Genomic DNA, 17,327 nt, shown 5'->3' with positions numbered 1-17,327 from the left:
AGAGGCAAGCGTGCAAAAATTGATTGAAGCTGCGCTTTCCAGATCGCGCACCGTTCTAATGCTCTTTGTGCTCATTTTAGTAATGGGTACCGTCTCTTACATTGAGATTCCAAAAGAAAGTAACCCTGACATTACCATACCAATGGCATATGTTTCGGTGACCTTAGAAGGCATCTCCCCAGAAGATGCGGACAGCTTGTTAATCCATCCTCTGGAACAAGAACTGCGCAGTGTGGAAGGCCTTAAAGAGATTCGCTCAACCGCATCAGAAGGTCATGCGTCCATCATGCTTGAATTTGACTCAGGTATTGATATTGACCAAGCCATTCTAGACGCAAAAGATAAAGTTGACCGAGCCAAAAGTGATTTACCTGCAGACGCGGAAGAACCCACCGTAAGCGAAATCAATCTTTCAACCTTTCCTGTCATCCGTATTAACCTCTATGGAGATGTCAGTTTTGCCACATTAAGTGGCATTGCCCACGACCTCCAAGACAATGTTGAAGCCGTGCAAGGGGTGCTAGAAGCCAGCATTAGCGGTGATCGTGACCAACAGGCTGAAATCATTATCAGCCAAGAAAAACTCGACAGCTATGGTCTCTCTATTGCGGAAATCGGCACCCTGTTGTCTTCTAATAACCGTCTAGTAGCAGCTGGTAATCTTGATACGGGAGCGGGACGCTTCGCCCTTAAAGTGCCAGGTCTACTGCAAACAAAAGAAGACATCATGAACCTACCGGTGAAGGTCACCAATCAAAAGGTTGTGTTGATTAAAGACATCGCCACAGGCGAAATGACCTTTGAAGACCCAAGCTCCTATGCCCGTGTTAACGGACGAAGCAGCATCACCCTAGCCGTGTCAAAACGTGTCGGCGCAAACGTCATTGACACCATCAACGCCGTTAAATCAGTGGTCATACAAGACAGTGCAACATGGCCAGAAGGCATTGAATACAGCCTCACTCAAGATGAATCTATTCAAATAGAAACCTCCCTCAATGACCTGTTCAACAATGTCCTGGCCGCGACTCTCCTCGTTATGATTGTGATCGTTTGGGCACTTGGCCTTCGTTCTTCCATATTAGTAGGACTCGCCATCCCAGGAGCATTTTTGACGGGTATATTGCTGCTTAACCTACAGGGTTACACCATAAATATGGTCGTTCTCTTTGCGCTGATCCTGAGTGTGGGCATGTTGGTGGATGGCGCGATTGTGGTGACCGAATACGCGGACCGCAAACTCGCTGAAGGAGCATCAAAGCGCCAAGCCTATGCCGAGGCAGCTAAGCGAATGGCCTGGCCAATTACCGCCTCCACCGCGACAACGCTAGCGGTGTTTATGCCATTACTTTTTTGGCCGGACATCGTGGGTGAGTTTATGCGCTATATGCCAATCACCATTATCGCTACCTTGGTGGCATCCTTAGTTATGGCGCTTATTCTGTTACCCACCCTGGGTTCGTTAATAGGCAAACGCGGGGCTTATAGTGAAAAGACTATGGCCACCTTAAAGCTCACTGAAACCGGTGATCTAAGTGAGTTAAAAGGTATCACTGGTCGCTATGGCAGATTACTTACTAAATTAGTGAACTACCCTATTTTGGTGCTTTGCTTCGCTATTGCCATGTTAATGAGTGTGTTTTTTGTCTATGGCTCTTTTGGTAAAGGTGTTGAGTTCTTCCCTAACATTGAACCTGAGGTGGCGAACTTAGAGGTACGTGCCCGCGGGGACTTATCCCTTGATGAGAAAGACGCCTTGGTGCGTCAGGTGGAACGTCAGGTACTCGGGCACCCGGAACTTGAAAGCCTAGTGACCACTGTCTACGCAACACCGGGTAATAATGATGCACCAGATGCCATTGGCACGCTCACCATGGAGTTTATAGACTGGAATAAACGCCGTCCCGCGAACGATATTCTGGCAGACATTCGTGCTAATGCTCAGTCGATCCCTGGTATCAAGGTCGCTTCTGTGGTGGAACAAGGTGGACCTCAGTCGGGCTCCGACATCGAACTTGAGCTTAGCTCTAATTTCTCAGAGGTGCTTGATCAGGCCGCTAATCAGATTTCATCTGAGCTAGCAAAACGTAAAGAGATTGTTTCTGTCAGTGATGATCGCTCTCTTCCCGGTATTGAATGGCGTATGGACATTGACCGAGCGGAAGCCAGTAAATTTGGTGTTGATGTGGACATGCTTGGTAGTGTGGTCAAGCTTGTCACTACGGGGATTACCCTAGGAGATTTTTTGCCCGATGGTGCGGACGATAAGATCGACATCCTGTTGCGCTTCCCAACAGAGCAACGAAACCTCGGCCAGCTGGATCAACTTCACATCCCCTCAGCCTCTGGAGCCATTCCCATTAGTAACTTTGTTGAACGCCATGCGGCTCCTAAACAAGGCCTCATTAATCGTGTTGACGGTAAGCGAACCGTTAAGATTTCTGCGGATGTTGTGGATGGCTTAGTGGTAGATGAAGTCATCAAAGAGATTCGAGCGGAACTAGAACGCTCAAACTTGCCGAGCACACTGTCCTACGAATTCCGGGGCAACACAGAAGATCAGCAAAAATCCATGATGTTCCTTATGAAAGCCTTTGGTGTGGCCTTCTTCATCATGGCCATTATCTTGGTGACTCAGTTCAATAACTTCTTTCAATGTTTGTTGATCTTGAGTGCCGTGATCTTCTCCACCATGGGCGTCTTCATCGGATTAATGCTCAAAGGAGAACCCTTTGGCATTGTGATGAGTGGCGTGGGTGTCATTGCCCTTGCTGGAGTGGTGGTGAACAACAATATCGTTTTGATCGACACCTTTAATGGTTTGAGAAATCAAGGCATGGCGGTAAAAGAAGCGGCGATCAGAACGGGAGTTCAGCGCTTACGACCTGTCATGTTGACCACTATCACAACCATACTGGGGCTGGTCCCCATGGTTTTCCAGCTAAATATTGATTTTGTTCATCAGGCGATCAGTGTCGGTGCCCCCTCCGCCCAATGGTGGACACAGTTATCGACTGCCATTGCTGGCGGCTTAGCGTTTGCGACGCCACTGACATTAATCCTAACGCCCTGCTTGCTAGTATTAGGTTACCGAAGACGAGAGCGAAAACAGCTCGAGGCGTTACAAACTGAATAATAAACCATCATAAGCCCTCTTTTTGAGGGCTTATTTTCTTTACATACAAAAAACTTACAAACTCCCCTTGTAGATAAAGTACCAGCTCTACATAATGAGACTTTCGTCCCTTTGTGCAAATTAGGTGTATGACTCAATGGATTTCGCTTCATTTATAGGCATTATTTCAGGTATCGCATTAATCATTGGCGCCATATTCCTTGGTAGTGATGATCTAACCATTTTTATTAATGTTCCTGGAATTATGATCGTAATTGGTGGCACCATCGCTGCCACACTTTTAACCTTCCAGTTTAAAGATACCATCGCGGCCTTAAGAGCTATGTTCATCGTGTTTGCTCAGGACAAACAAGATCCACAGGCAATGATCGCCACCATGTTGCAACTCACTAAGATCGCACGCCGAGAAGGCCTAGTGGCCTTAAGCCGAGTTGAGGCAGACTCTCCTTTTCTAAAGCGTGCCTTAGGCATGGCGTCTGATGCTTCCGATGAAGAGTACATCCGTAACACACTGCAAGCAGACATTGATTCCCTTAAAATGCGTCACTACGTTATTCAAGATGTTTTCAAGAAAATGGGCACCTATGCTCCCGCATTTGGTATGCTAGGTACCCTAATTGGTTTGATACAAATGCTATCTCAGCTAGATGACCCAGAGACCATTGGCCCCTCCATGGCTGTGGCTCTGTTGACGACCTTTTACGGCTCTCTTTTAGCAACCGTCATATTCAATCCTATTGCCGGGAAACTTAAAGCACGAACCATTCTCGAAATCCAAACGTTAGAGATCATCCGTGACGGCACCATTAGTTTGTTAGGCAGTAATAATTACTTAGCCGTCTATGAGCGTTTATCGTCCTATGTCCCTGCGCACCAACGTAAACCTGCGGGATTTGGAGAGTAGCATGAGTGATCCGTTATTTGATGACGATGATAATGCTGGCTGGATTTTCACCTTTGCCGATCTCATGTCGCTGCTTTTGGTCTTTTTTATCCTCTTGTACAGCTTATCTCGCATGACCGAAACCACACTTGTGGCTGCCCTGTCATCCATTCAAATAGCCTTGAACAGTAATGGCGCATTAGTTCGCCAAGATCCTCTAAAATATTCAGGTGGCGGCACTGAGACTATTAAGCCAGTTGAGCCACAAATGGCCACCAATAAAGAGCTCACCTATGCAGAGGAACCCGTCGACGAAGTCGTTCGTGAAGAGGTGAACACCATTGCCAACGATGTGGCGAGTCGATTTAATGCCGCCAGCATGGACAGCCAAGTCTCTGTTTTTGAAGACGGCGAAAAAATCACCATTCGTATTGATGGTGCTTCATTATTTGAGTCTGGTGAAGCGGAAATCCTTTATACCGCCCTCCCTATCTACCAAACTTTATTGGCAATCTTTAACAAATATCCTGACTACGACATCAACATAAAAGGTCATACGGACAACATCCCCATTAATACCACTCGTTTCCCGAGTAACTGGGAACTGTCTGCCATTCGGGCCACCACTACGTTACGCTATTTTCTTGAGAACGATATTCCAGCAGAACGCATGACTGCTACGGGTTATGCCGACAGTATTCCTTTGGTTCGTAATGACACACCTGCCAATCGGGCTCAAAATCGCAGGGTGGAGTTCGTACTTCAAAGGGATAAAGATAAACCCATCCCATTCACTCAAAACAATCCCTAAACAGGCATCAAGGCAGTGTCTATGAGCAACAGGGACTCACAAATCACCTATCACTCCCAAGAGCGACGTAATGCCTTACGAGTAAAACCAACAGGCCATAAACTTCGTTTTCTACATAACGATTTGGTTTTACCTTGCATAGACATTAGTGTTTTAGGGGTAGCCTTGGCTATAGAAGATGATGTTCTGCTTGAAGTGAATGAAGGGGATATCATGGCGTTTGTGCTTGATCAAGACGACCAGATCATAGGTCAAATTAAAGCCCGACTGATACATCGAACGCATAATCACTCAGGCTGGCAGTTTACTGCTACCGAGGACAGTGTGCTTGAATTTATCGATGAGTTAGTGCTTGATACCCAGAAAGCAGAACTTAAGAGAGCGGCTCTGGAGCGACTAAAACAGGATGAGAAAGACCTGTTAGACAGTGAGTTAGACAAATAAAAAAGAGCGCAATGCGCTCTTTTTTATTAAACAGTTAAATAGCCGACAACGCGCTTTCAACGTCTTGGATGATGTCTTGGATATCTTCTAAACCCACTGACAAGCGAACTAAGCCAGGCTTGATACCCGCTTTTAGCTTTTCTTCATCCGTCAAACGACCATGAGTCGTGGTAGCCGGATGAGTCACTAGGGTTTTAGTATCACCCAAGTTACCCGTGATAGACATCAACTTAGTATTATCAATGAATTTCCAGGCAGCCTCTTTGCCTCCATCTAACTCAAACGATAATACCCCACCGAAACCTTTCTGCTGTGCTTTCGCCAACTCATGGTACTTATGGGATGGCAACCCCCCATAATTCACTTTCACAACTTTAGGATGTTGCTCAAGGTATTCTGCTAAAGCTTGTGCATTAGCAGAATGAGCTGTCATTCTTAAACTCAAAGTCTCAAGACCATTTAAAAGAACCCATGCGTTAAACGGGCTCATAGTCGGCCCAGCGCTACGCATAAAGGCGACAAACTCACCGACAATTTCTTTCGATGAAATCAGTGCGCCACCTAAACAGCGACCCTGACCATCAATAAACTTGGTGGCTGACTGCATGACGATGTCTGCACCCTGGGTCAAAGGATTCTGTAGAGCTGGTGTCGCCAACACCGTATCCACGCACAAAAGAGCGCCTTTGGCATGGGCTAATTCCGCTACTTTTGGAACGTCAACTACTTCGTAAAGTGGGTTAGAGGGTGTTTCAAAATAACACAAGCGTGTTTTCTCATCGATCTCTTGTTCCCATGCGGCATAATCTGTGGCATCCACATAGGCGATTTCAACACCATATTTAGCCATGTAAGTATTGAAGAATTTTACTGTGGAACCAAAAATATTACGGGAACAAACCACCTTGTCACCGGCTTTCAGCAAGCTGTAACCTAAGGTCATCAATGCCGCCATACCTGATGCTGTGGCAATCGCTGCCTCACCCTTTTCAAGGGCTGCAAGACGCTTTTCAAACATCTCTACCGTTGGGTTGGTAAAGCGGGAATATACATTACCGTCTACTTCTCCAGAAAACTTAGCGGCCGCTTCCGCAGCACTTGAATAAGCGAAGCTTGATGTGGTGAAAATGGCTTCACTATTCTCTTGCTCTTGGGTTTGACGAATCCCCGCTCGAATCGCGAGCGTTGCATCGTTGTATTCAGACATAGGTCACTCCACTTTGACGCTTTAAAAACAACTAAGCCAGGTTAAAACCTGGCTTAGCATGAGCAAAACATTCAGATATGCTAAACCAATGGGGTTACATTGGGTACATCATATCGTTTGAAGATTTTGTTTCGACGGCTTCTTTCTGGGCATCACTGCGCGCACTCGCGAGAGATTCAAGGTAGCTTGAATCAATGTTGCCAGTGATATAGTTACCATCGAACACTGAAGTATCGAATTCACGAACATCGGAATGCTTCTCATCGATACAAGCACTGATCAAATCTTCTAAATCTTGGAAAATAAGACGGTCAGCACCGATTAATTCACAGATCTCTTCAACATTACGATCGTGAGCAATCAGCTCTTCTGCAGCAGGCATGTCGATACCATAAACGTTCGGATAACGAACTTCAGGTGCCGCGGATGCGATGTAGACTTTCTTCGCACCTGCTTCACGAGCCATTTCAATGATCTCTTTACTGGTGGTACCACGTACGATGGAATCATCCACCAAAAGAACGTTCTTGTCTTTGAACTCAAACGGTACTGGGTTCAACTTCTGACGTACAGATTTCTTACGCACGGTTTGCCCCGGCATAATGAAAGTACGACCGATGTAACGGTTTTTGACCAAGCCTTCACGGAAAGGAATGTTTAATTCCTGAGCGATTTGAAGTGCTGCTGTACGGCTGGTATCTGGGATTGGAATAACCACATCAATATCGTGATCAGCCCATTCACGTTTGATCTTTGCAGCCAAACGATCCCCTTGATTGATACGTGCTTTGTAGACAGAAATGCTGTCGATCACAGTATCAGGGCGAGCAAAGTAAACATACTCAAACAAACATGGGCGTGGAACTTTTGCTTCGGTACATTGACGTTGATGAACCTTGTGGTTTACATCAAAGAACAGAGCTTCGCCAGGGCGAATGTCTCGCTCAATTTTGAAGCCAGCAGCATCGAGAGCGACACTCTCAGAAGCGACCATGTATTCAGTCCCCTTCTCCGTCTCTTTTGATCCGTAGATCAAAGGACGAATGCCGTCAGGGTCGCGGAATGCAAGAATACCGTAGCCAGTAATCAAAGCGACCACAGCATAGCCACCCTCGATACGCTTGTATACACGCTCTAGGGCATTAAAAATGTCCTCTGGCGTTGGCACCAATTTGCCTTCCTCATGAAGCTCATGAGCCAAGACGTTGACCAACACCTCTGAATCAGAGGTCGTGTTAATGTGTCGCAAATCCGACTCAAACACCTCTTGCTTCAATTTGGCAGTATTAGTTAGGTTACCGTTATGGGCTAACGAAATTCCGTAGGGAGAGTTCACATAAAAAGGCTGAGCTTCAGCAGAGCTAGATGTACCAGCAGTTGGATAACGGGCGTGACCGATACCAATGTTGCCATGTAGCTTCTTCATGTGTCGTGTACGAAACACTTCACTCACTGGGCCATTGTCTTTACGCAAGCACAATAGTCCATTATGGCTTGTAACCATACCAGCTGCGTCTTGTCCGCGATGCTGGAGAAGCGTGAGAGCGTCAAAAATGGTTTGATTAACCATCGACGTGGCTACGACACCAACGATACCACACATGTATATATACCTCGTGATTAGGGGAAACGACTAGGCCGTTCTTTACAACTTTTGCACTGGGTGCATTAACTACTTAAGGCGCGCTCAATGAGGGACGAATCTAAAGATTCACTACCCTTGCCTAACATCTCGCGCACCCAATCTTTCATAACAACTAATTGCGGCACCAATTGAGAAGACTTCCAGAACTCTGCTTTCTCAATGGCTGGACTCAAGCTTAACAGAGACACAAAGGCCACTACGATTAAGCTACCACGGGCGAAGCCAAACAGCATTCCAAGTACACGATCGGTACTGGATAAACCCGTCACCTGAATTAAAGAGCCAAGAACAAAACTCACCAAGGCACCAATCACTAAGGTCGCTATAAATAAGCTAACGAAGGAAACAATGTAGCGAATTTGGTCATTTTGAACTTGATCAATTAATAAGGTTTGCAGTGAATCACTGAATTTTACTGCTACCACAAAGGCCACTACCCAGGTAACTAGGGATAGGACCTCTTTAACAAAGCCGCGTTTTAAGCTCAACAATGAAGACAATAGGATCACCGCAATGATCAGCCAGTCTAAAGTTGAAATAGATTGTATCTGCTCCACACGTACCTCTTATATTTCGCTGCGAAGTTTACCAAAAGCTCACGTTATTCCAAGCAACCAAAGGGGAAGATTTACGAATTCGGAGAATATTTCACGACAATACCGTTCAGTGAAAACTCTTTCTTCACATCTTCCTTCGCTTTGTCCGAAGCACTGCGTTTTAACTCAGGACCAACAAACACTTTATACAGTGCATTAGTGGTCATAATATAAGCAGGATACCCAGCATCCTGTAGCCTCTTAAGAGTACGTGTTGCGTTTTCTTTTTTGCCAAAAGTTGCCACCTGTAAAGTCCAGCGTTCTGCAATTGGCTCAGGAGCAGGCGCCTTCACAGGCTCTTGCGTTGGCGCGACGGCAACACTAGCCGTCTTAGTGCGAGTGTCTAGTGGCTCTTGCGTTGGAGCAGCCGCCTTAGGGGTTGGAATAAGCTCAATATCATTTGGCGAGCTTTCCTGACTATTAGCGGCACTGGCGGTCTCTTGTTGTTGCACTACCAGGTCATCCATCGATTTAACTGGCGCAATAGCCACTTCTGGGAATGCTGGTCGCTCTGGCACAACTACTTGCACATCAAGCTCAGGAGGTCGCTCTCCGTCTAATACCAATGGCAAAAGCACAGCTGCTGACAGCACTAACAACCCAGCGCCAATCAATCGATATTTTGTCTTGGTATCTAACATGACATCCTTACCTTAGCTTATTGATTTGCCAGATATTCGGAAACCGTTAAGAAGGAACCGAACACGACAATCGCTGCCCCTTTGACCTTAGCCTCCTCGACTGCGGATGACACCGCATCGGTTAAACTGACAAAGGTTTCAGCTTGATTTAAATATCCCTTGAGCTCTTCAGCTGTCGCCCCACGGGGACCATGAAGACCGATTAACTTCCAACTTTCAAAACTATCCGCTAGGGTCGCCATCACAGCGGCAATGTCTTTGTCTTTCAGCATGCCGCACACGGCAATCACAGGCTGACCTAAGTGCTCAACCTGCTGTTTTAATTGGGTAGCAGCTTCTGGATTATGGGCCACATCAATGTATAAATCAGGTTCATTAGCAACTTTTTGAAAACGCCCCAGTAAGGTCGCATTAGCAAACAGATCGGTTAATTTATCCTGATCCAAGTCAACCTGAAGCACTCGCAGTACTTCAATAACTGTCGCAGCATTTTCTAAAGGTAACTTAGGAATTGGCAGGTTCTCAAAGGACACATTGTCTGTCCACCACCGCCATCCATCTCCATCAAGAGTAAAACTAAAATCCACATGCTTTTGGGTTAACCTAGCACCAAGCTCTGCTGCCGTTACAGCAATGCTTTCTGGTGGATTTACCACGCCCGATACAAACGGTTTACCCTTGCGCCCAATACCGGATTTTTCACGACCGATAATTTCAATGGAATCCCCTAACCAATCAACATGGTCTAAGGCAATAGACGTTACGACCGCAAGGTCCGTATCCACCATATTCACAGAATCTAAGCGTCCGCCTAAACCAACTTCAAGCACCCAATAGTCCAACTCAAGTTGATCAAACACCCATAATGCCGCCAGGGTCGAAAATTCGAAATAGGTTAACGGAGTATCACCGCGAACTTTTTCAATTTTTTCAAAGGCCTGACACAAAAGTTCGTCAGAACACTCCTGACCATCAAGGGCAACACGTTCGTTAAAACGAAGAAAGTGAGGTGATGTATAGGTCCCTACTTTGAAGCCACTAGCCACTAAGTACTGAGTCAACATGGCACAGGTAGAGCCCTTACCATTGGTACCCGCTACTGTGATTACTTTCTGCTTAGGGCGACCTAAATTGAGTTTACTGAGAACTGTTAGGCCTCGTTCAAGACCTAACTCTATTTCCGAAGGGTGCTGGCTCTCTATGTAAGAGAGCCAATCTGTAAGAGACCTTGTTGGCATTAACTTAGGCTGCTTTGTTCGTCAAGATAGAAAGTACATTGTATAAGCGGTCACGCAAATCGTGACGGGAAATGATCATATCTAGAGCGCCTTTATCCAACAAAAATTCAGAACGTTGGAAACCTTCAGGCAGTTTCTCACGAACTGTTTGTTCGATAACTCGTGGGCCAGCGAAACCGATCAATGCATTCGGCTCAGCAACATTCAAATCGCCTAACATCGCCAAAGATGCAGACACACCACCGAACACAGGATCCGTCATGGCGGAAATATAAGGAATACCTTGTTGTTTCATTTTCTCTAGGGCAGCGCTGGTTTTAGCCATCTGCATTAGAGAAATAAGAGCTTCTTGCATACGGGCACCGCCAGAAGCAGAGAAACAGATCAATGGAATACCTTTTTCTAAACTAACGTTTGCTGCTTGAACAAATTTTTCGCCAACGATAGCCCCCATAGATCCACCTAGGAAACTAAACTCAAAGGCCACTGCAACAACTGGCATACCGTTTAGAGTGCCTTCCATTGCCACCAAGGCGTCTTTTTCACCGGTCGCTTTTTGCGCAGCAGCAAGACGATCTTTATAACGTTTAGAGTCTTTAAACTTAAGCTTATCTTCTGGCTCCAAATGAGCTGCAATTTCAGCACGACCTTCTTTGTCTAGGAAGATATCTAAGCGACGACGAGCCGAAACACGCATGTGGTGCTCACACTTAGGACAAACATCTAAGTTTTTTTCTAACTCTGGACGGTAAAGAACGTTGTCACATTTAGGACATTTCTTCCAAAGACCTTCTGGCACACTACCTTGAGTGCGACGGGTTTCGCTACGCATAATCGTAGGAACAAATTTATCTAGCCAACTGCTCATTTAACTCTCCAAATTGTTACAGGCTAATACTTACTTATCCATCTCTGAGCGCATCGGAGCTAGGATTTTACGTAATGCATTAGCAATTTCATCTTGTGTTTTGCCACGCGATTGCGCGATGGCATTTACCAGAACACTACCGACAATGACCCCGTCTGAGCACTCACTCACAACTTTTGCTGTCTGTGGGTCTCGAATACCAAAGCCAACGCCTATCGGTAGCGCTGTAATGTCTTTTAACGACTCGACATGGGCGCGCACACTGTCCACGTCTAAGGACGCAGAACCCGTCACACCTTTAACCGACACGTAATACACATACCCAGAAGCAAGTGCGCATATTTTCTCTGCACGCTGCTTGGTAGTAGTCGGTGACAATAAATAAATTAAGTCGATGTCGTTGTTGCGGAAGCATTCTACTACATCTGTCGCTTCTTCAGGAGTCAAATCTACTAATAAAATGCCATCTACACCCGCTTCTTTTGCTGCATCAGAAAATGCTTGATAGCCAAAGAACTCAATCGGGTTCAAATATCCCATTAATACCACGGGGGTTTGAGCATTAATTGATCGAAACTCTTTTACAATCTCTAGTACTTTACGCACTGTTGTGCCTGCAGCTAATGCACGCTCGCAGGCCAACTGAATCACAGGACCATCCGCCATAGGATCAGAAAACGGCATACCCAGTTCAATGATATCCGCACCCGACTCAACCAATGCATGCATCAGTTCAACCGTATGATCTGGACTTGGGTCTCCTGCAGTGATGTACGGTATTAAGGCTTTTTTACCTTCACCATTTAACTGATCGAAACACGTTTGAATGCGGCCCATAATTACATCTCCAACCCATCAATTTCTGCTACCGTATGTATGTCTTTATCCCCCCTACCGGAAAGATTGATAACAACAATCTGGTCCTTCTCCATGGTGGCAGCAAGCTTCATACCGTAGGCAATGGCATGACTGGATTCCAGCGCCGGCATAATGCCCTCTAATCGAGTTAAATCGCGAAACCCTTCCATAGCCTCATCATCATTGATAGCGACATACTGGGCACGTCCTACGTCTTTCAGCCAAGCATGTTCTGGCCCTACACCCGGATAATCCAAGCCAGCAGAAATAGAGTGAGTTCCCATAATCTGACCATCTTCGTCGGCCATCACATAGGTACGATTGCCGTGCAAAACACCTGGACGACCAGCACTCAAAGGCGCCGCGTGTCGGCCTGTTTCAACACCGTCACCCCCTGCTTCCACGCCGTACATAGCAACCGACTCATCTTCTATAAATGGGTAGAACATACCAATTGCATTGGAGCCACCCCCAACACAGGCTACTACAGCATCTGGCAAGCGACCTTCTTGCTCCATACATTGAGCCTTGGTTTCACGACCAATCACTGCCTGAAAATCACGAACCAGTTTTGGATAAGGATGCGGGCCCGCCGCTGTACCAATAATGTAGAAAGTATCATCCACATGGCTTACCCAGTAACGCATGGCTTCGTTCAATGCATCTTTTAGGGTTTTAGTCCCCGACTCCACAGGGATCACTTCGGCACCCAACAGCTTCATTCGATAGACGTTCAATGCTTGACGACGAACGTCTTCTGCCCCCATAAAGACCTTGCATTTCAAACCTAGACGGGCAGCCACCGTGGCAGATGCAACCCCATGCTGACCAGCACCTGTTTCAGCAATAATATTGGGCTTGCCCATATGTTTTGCCAACAACGCCTGACCTATGGTGTTGTTAATCTTGTGGGCACCTGTATGGTTTAAGTCTTCACGTTTTAAATAAATTTTTGCGCCGCCCGCCTTTTCAGTAAGGCGTTCGGCAAAATATAAAGGTGAAGGGCGACCAACATAGTGAGCTAAGTCTTTATCAAAAGCCTGCTGAAAGGCCTCTTCATTAGATAACTGCTCATAAACCTTGGCCAAATCCTCCAAAGCTGACATGAGCGTTTCAGATACAAAGATGCCGCCATATTGTCCAAAACGGCCATGCTCATCCGGTAAATTTAACGATATTTTGGTCTTATCCACCATGTTTCGCTCCATTAATAAACTGTATCACCCGATCTGGGTCTTTTAAGCCTTTTGAACGCTCTACCCCACCACTGACATCCACAGCATAAGGCTTTACCGTATTAACGGCCGTCGCCACATTGTCTGGCGTCAAACCGCCTGCCAAGATCAGTGGTTTTGGTAACTGTGCTGGGATCGCGTTCCAATTAAATGTCTCACCAGTACCCCCTGGAATGCCAGGTTTGTAGGCATCCAAGAGTATTGCCAACGCAGATGGATAGTTAGATGCCTCTCTCAGCACATCCACATCTGGCTTCATCCGCAGAGCTTTATAATAAGGTTTTCCGTAGGACTCACATTGTTCTGGCGTTTCATCACCGTGAAATTGAATCACCCAGCGCACACTACCTTGAGAGACTTGCTCCACTAGGTCATCTGGGGCATTCACAAACAATCCTACAGGGACCACAAATGGTGGAAGCTGACTAACAATCTGATTAGCCACATCTGGGCTCACATAGCGTGGACTTTTATCATAAAAGACAAAACCAAGAGCATCAGCTCCTGCCCCTAGCGCTTGAAGCGCATCTTCCAGATTAGTAATACCGCAAATTTTAACTCGGCAAGACATACTCTGCTTCCTGCTTGTAAGGTAAAAAATGAGGACCCAGGGCAACAGTTGGCGCCTCAAGCTCAGATGGGTATTCTGCATCAACAAAATACAGCCCAAATGGTGGTGCCGTAATCCCCCCTTGAGTGCGATCTTTCGCATCAAGAACAGTCTTCGCCCATTCAACCGGTTGCTCACCAGCACCTATGGTCATTAATACGCCAGCAAAATTACGAATCATATGATGCAAAAACGCATTCGCTCGAACATCCAGCACAATGTATTGACCAAATCGATCTACGGAGAAATTTAGAATAGTACGAACAGGGCTTTTAGCCTGACAGCCTACCGCACGAAAAGAGGTAAAGTCATGGGTGCCTTTAAAATACTCACAAGCACGCTGCATGCGCTCCACATCTAAATTTTTGTATGTCCAAGTCACTTGTTTAGCCAAGATAGCTGGACGGAATTCAGATTGATAGATCACATAACGATATCGACGACTCACCGCACTAAAACGCGCATGAAAGTCCTCACCGACGTTTTTAGCAGCAACAACAGAGATATCAGACGGGAGATGCGTGTTAACGCCAAGGGTCCATGCTCGTTCAGGGCGAACGGCATCCGTTTCAAAATGAACAACTTGTGCGCTGGCGTGAACACCTGCATCAGTGCGACCAGCGCAAATAACATTAACTGGGTGGTTGGCGATCTTAGTTAAAGCGTGTTCTAAACTTTCTTGAACGGTGGCAACATCATATTTCTGTGCTTGCCACCCTTTATAGGCCGCCCCGTTATACTCGACGACCAGTGCTACTTTCTGTTTACTCACTTGGGAACATTCGCTCCATCATACTTTGGGCTTCAGCAATCTGACTTTCATTACCAGACGCTACAACATCCTCAAGTATAACACGCGCACCCTCTTCATCACCCATATCCATGTAAGCTCGTGCCAAATCTAGCTTAGTCGCAACTTCATCGCCACTGGCATCAAAGAAATCAATTTCTTCTTCGTCATCTGACTCGTCGGATTCAGCAGCAGCCTCTTCTTCACCGAATTCAGGCACATCCAAACCACCAAAGTCGTCTTCATCTTGCTGTGCTTCAGCAAGCGCTTCATCGATACTTTCAGCAAGAGCTGCATCCGGTTCACGATCAAACACAGAGGACTCATCACTATCCGCTTGATCAGGCTCCTCATCATTGAGAAGGTTGCTGACAAAGGATTCTTCCTCAGAAAATTGATCATCATCGGCTTCAGGTTCAGGTAACTCAAACTCCGAACTGAGGTCATCAACTTGCTCATCTTGACTGTTGTCTATATCCAACTCACTGGATTGCGACTCAAAATCACCCAAAGTGTCTTCTAGATTGAAGTCGTTATTTTCTTTAGTCGCATCCACTTCTGATGTGGAATCCTGAGCATCTGCATCTTCAATTTCAAACTCAGCAAAAGGATCATCATTAGCTTCGTCTTCTTCATCAGCCAACTCATCCATTTCGATACCTAAGGCATCTTCAAGCTCATCGGACTCATTCTCAGGCTCAGAAACAGTTTCATCTAACTCAGGAATTTCAAATTCATCGAAACCGTCTTCTTCAGGCTGGGTTACTTCTGTTTGAGTCGACGCAACAGATTCATCAAAGCCATCAAAACCATCGTCAGCCTCATTATCCACATCAAAATCAAACGCAAATGGATCTTCCTCTTCCACGTCATAATCTTGCTGTTCTGGCTCTGGCTCACTTTCTGCAACGGCCTCCGTTGCAACCACTGCAGCGGCCCCTGCTGTCGCAGCAGCTGCCGCAGGCGCTAAATCAAATTCGGTTGTGTCTTTTACTTCTGGTTCTTTTTTGCGGCCAGAACGTTTGATCAACATGCCAGCCAATAAGCCTAGAAGTAATAACACGACACCAGATATCGATAAGATAATGGGATTGCCAAAAATCTTATTGGAAAAGGACTCTTCTTCTGCCGCAGCTTGTTCACGGCGTAGCTGATCTGCTTCAAGCAATTGGTCTACAGTGTTTTTCTGCTCTTGGAGAGCTTGCTGAGCACTGGTAAATTGACGTTGAAGCTCAGCCATTTGCTGATCTTTAAGGCTAATCAGGCGCTCCAAAGTAGCCAGCTGCTCATTCACATCAGATAGCTTATCGGAGAGCTCTTCCTTCTCACGGGTTTCTTTATCAAGCAACTCATTGGTTGCTGATAATTCACTCTCTAAATCACTGATACGTTGAGTATCCGCTGCATTGGAGCTTGCATCTGCTTCGGGCAACACGCTCTGGCCGGAAGCCAACTTAAGCTGATCCCCAGTTTTTGCAGGTGGTGCTGGCGTGGTATTACTTTGAGCTTGGGTATTGAGTTGCTCTTGGTTAACGACATCATCAATACGACCCGCATTTTTCAAGGCCATCCAAGCAGCGTGCTGACGCTCAAACTCAGCTTGGGAAGTCGCCTTGTTAAAGAGCGCAATTTGTTCTTGAGTCGGTAAACGCAACACCGCCCCTTCCCGCAACAGGTTGATATTGTTGGCATAGAAGGCATCTTGGTTGAGCGCCTGAATCGCCATCATCGTTTGATAAATGGTCAATTGATTTGAAGGACGATTAGCTCCTGCGATAGACCATAAGGTATTCCCCTTACGCACATTTAATTCAGAGGCGGTTTGCATCTGATTAGCAGTAGCGGTCTCTTGACGAAATACTTGATTCGTTGGGTTTGCAGCAGGCTGAGGCTGTATCGACTGAATGACTTCTGGCTGTGCTTTTTCTACCAGCGCAGATTGATTGATAGGTGTTTGATACTCTCGAACAACCTGGCCACTGGGCCAACGTGCCGCGAGAACAAACTGAAGTTCTTGAACTTCTAGAGGCTCTTGAGATTGCACCAATACGGCCAATTGGCCATTTTCACGGATAACACTGAAGTTAAGCTGAGCCAAAATCGTAGAAGGCGCTAAGCCCGCTTGCCTAAACTCACTTTCAGAGCCCAGACGCACAGTAATATCAGCAGGTGCCAACCCGTCAGCGTCAGTTAATTGAATTCTACCTCGGTAAGGTTCATCGATTGCGGATTGGGAGGTTAACTCGCCCAGCTCTAATGCGTAACTACTGGAGACATACAGCGCACCAGATACAGCCATACTAATGAGCGTTTTTCTGAGCATAAGCTTCCCTTTCTCGTTATAAACCGACGATGAATATACAAA

At 46.2% G+C, this 17,327-nt stretch carries 15 protein-coding genes; 4 read left to right on the top strand and 11 right to left on the bottom strand.

The features are described 5' to 3' along the window. The first annotated feature begins 10 nt into the window (after positions 1–10). The 4 genes from ACFQ45_RS10090 to ACFQ45_RS10075 all read left to right on the top strand — a co-directional run bounded on the left by ACFQ45_RS10090 (position 11) and on the right by ACFQ45_RS10075 (position 5,274). Entirely contained in the window at positions 11–3,136 is a 3,126-nt protein-coding gene (locus ACFQ45_RS10090; RefSeq protein ID WP_377367253.1) for an efflux RND transporter permease subunit, read from the top strand. 136 nt (positions 3,137–3,272) lie between these two features. Continuing rightward, positions 3,273–4,040 (top strand): motility protein A, encoded by a 768-nt coding sequence (locus ACFQ45_RS10085; RefSeq protein ID WP_377367251.1) that lies wholly within the window; start codon positions 3,273–3,275, stop codon positions 4,038–4,040. Position 4,041: 1 nt separating this feature from the next. Next, positions 4,042–4,830, top strand: a complete 789-nt coding sequence (locus tag ACFQ45_RS10080) for an OmpA/MotB family protein (RefSeq protein WP_377367249.1) — start codon at positions 4,042–4,044, stop codon at positions 4,828–4,830. Between the two features lie 21 nt (positions 4,831–4,851). Then, entirely contained in the window at positions 4,852–5,274 is a 423-nt protein-coding gene (locus tag ACFQ45_RS10075; protein ID WP_377367247.1) for a hypothetical protein, read from the top strand. Positions 5,275–5,308: 34 nt separating this feature from the next. Here ACFQ45_RS10075 and ACFQ45_RS10070 read toward each other — a convergent pair whose 3' ends face one another. The 11 genes from ACFQ45_RS10070 to ACFQ45_RS10020 form a co-directional block, all read right to left on the bottom strand. Next, entirely contained in the window at positions 5,309–6,481 is a 1,173-nt protein-coding gene (locus tag ACFQ45_RS10070; protein ID WP_377367245.1) for an O-succinylhomoserine sulfhydrylase, read from the bottom strand. Positions 6,482–6,575: 94 nt separating this feature from the next. Then, a complete protein-coding gene (gene purF / locus ACFQ45_RS10065; RefSeq protein ID WP_377367243.1) occupies positions 6,576–8,084 on the bottom strand; it encodes an amidophosphoribosyltransferase in 1,509 nt (502 codons plus the stop codon). 65 nt (positions 8,085–8,149) lie between these two features. Continuing rightward, on the bottom strand, positions 8,150–8,683 hold the full coding sequence (locus ACFQ45_RS10060) for a CvpA family protein (RefSeq protein WP_377367241.1): 534 nt from the start codon (positions 8,681–8,683) through the stop codon (positions 8,150–8,152). Positions 8,684–8,754: 71 nt separating this feature from the next. Continuing rightward, a complete protein-coding gene (locus ACFQ45_RS10055) occupies positions 8,755–9,363 on the bottom strand; it encodes an SPOR domain-containing protein (protein WP_377367239.1) in 609 nt (202 codons plus the stop codon). 17 nt (positions 9,364–9,380) lie between these two features. Next, positions 9,381–10,601: a bifunctional tetrahydrofolate synthase/dihydrofolate synthase gene (gene folC / locus ACFQ45_RS10050; RefSeq protein ID WP_377367237.1), complete on the bottom strand. Its 1,221-nt coding sequence runs from the start codon at positions 10,599–10,601 to the stop codon at positions 9,381–9,383. 4 nt (positions 10,602–10,605) lie between these two features. Next, positions 10,606–11,469 (bottom strand): acetyl-CoA carboxylase, carboxyltransferase subunit beta, encoded by an 864-nt coding sequence (gene accD / locus ACFQ45_RS10045; protein WP_377367235.1) that lies wholly within the window; start codon positions 11,467–11,469, stop codon positions 10,606–10,608. 30 nt (positions 11,470–11,499) lie between these two features. Then, a complete protein-coding gene (gene trpA / locus ACFQ45_RS10040) occupies positions 11,500–12,306 on the bottom strand; it encodes a tryptophan synthase subunit alpha (RefSeq protein ID WP_377367234.1) in 807 nt (268 codons plus the stop codon). 2 nt (positions 12,307–12,308) lie between these two features. Then, positions 12,309–13,523 carry a tryptophan synthase subunit beta gene (gene trpB / locus ACFQ45_RS10035; protein ID WP_377367232.1) on the bottom strand — a complete coding sequence of 405 codons (1,215 nt, stop codon included), beginning with the start codon at positions 13,521–13,523 and terminating at the stop codon, positions 12,309–12,311. Beyond that, complete coding sequence (locus tag ACFQ45_RS10030) at positions 13,513–14,133, bottom strand: phosphoribosylanthranilate isomerase (protein WP_377367231.1); 621 nt, start codon at positions 14,131–14,133, stop codon at positions 13,513–13,515. The genes trpB and ACFQ45_RS10030 overlap by 11 nt, the downstream gene beginning before the upstream one ends. Further along, entirely contained in the window at positions 14,117–14,944 is an 828-nt protein-coding gene (gene truA / locus ACFQ45_RS10025) for a tRNA pseudouridine(38-40) synthase TruA (RefSeq protein ID WP_377367229.1), read from the bottom strand. Before truA ends, ACFQ45_RS10030 begins: the two co-directional genes overlap by 17 nt. After that, a complete protein-coding gene (locus tag ACFQ45_RS10020) occupies positions 14,937–17,285 on the bottom strand; it encodes a FimV/HubP family polar landmark protein (protein ID WP_377367227.1) in 2,349 nt (782 codons plus the stop codon). The genes truA and ACFQ45_RS10020 overlap by 8 nt, the downstream gene beginning before the upstream one ends. Positions 17,286–17,327 lie beyond the last annotated feature (42 nt).

The sequence above is a fragment of the Rhodanobacter aciditrophus genome, from assembly GCF_042679525.1.
Classification (GTDB): Bacteria; Pseudomonadota; Gammaproteobacteria; order Pseudomonadales; family Marinomonadaceae; genus Marinomonas; species Marinomonas aciditrophus.
The sequence above is the reverse complement of the archived record's forward strand: the minus strand, read 5'-3'. Positions and strand labels throughout refer to the sequence as shown.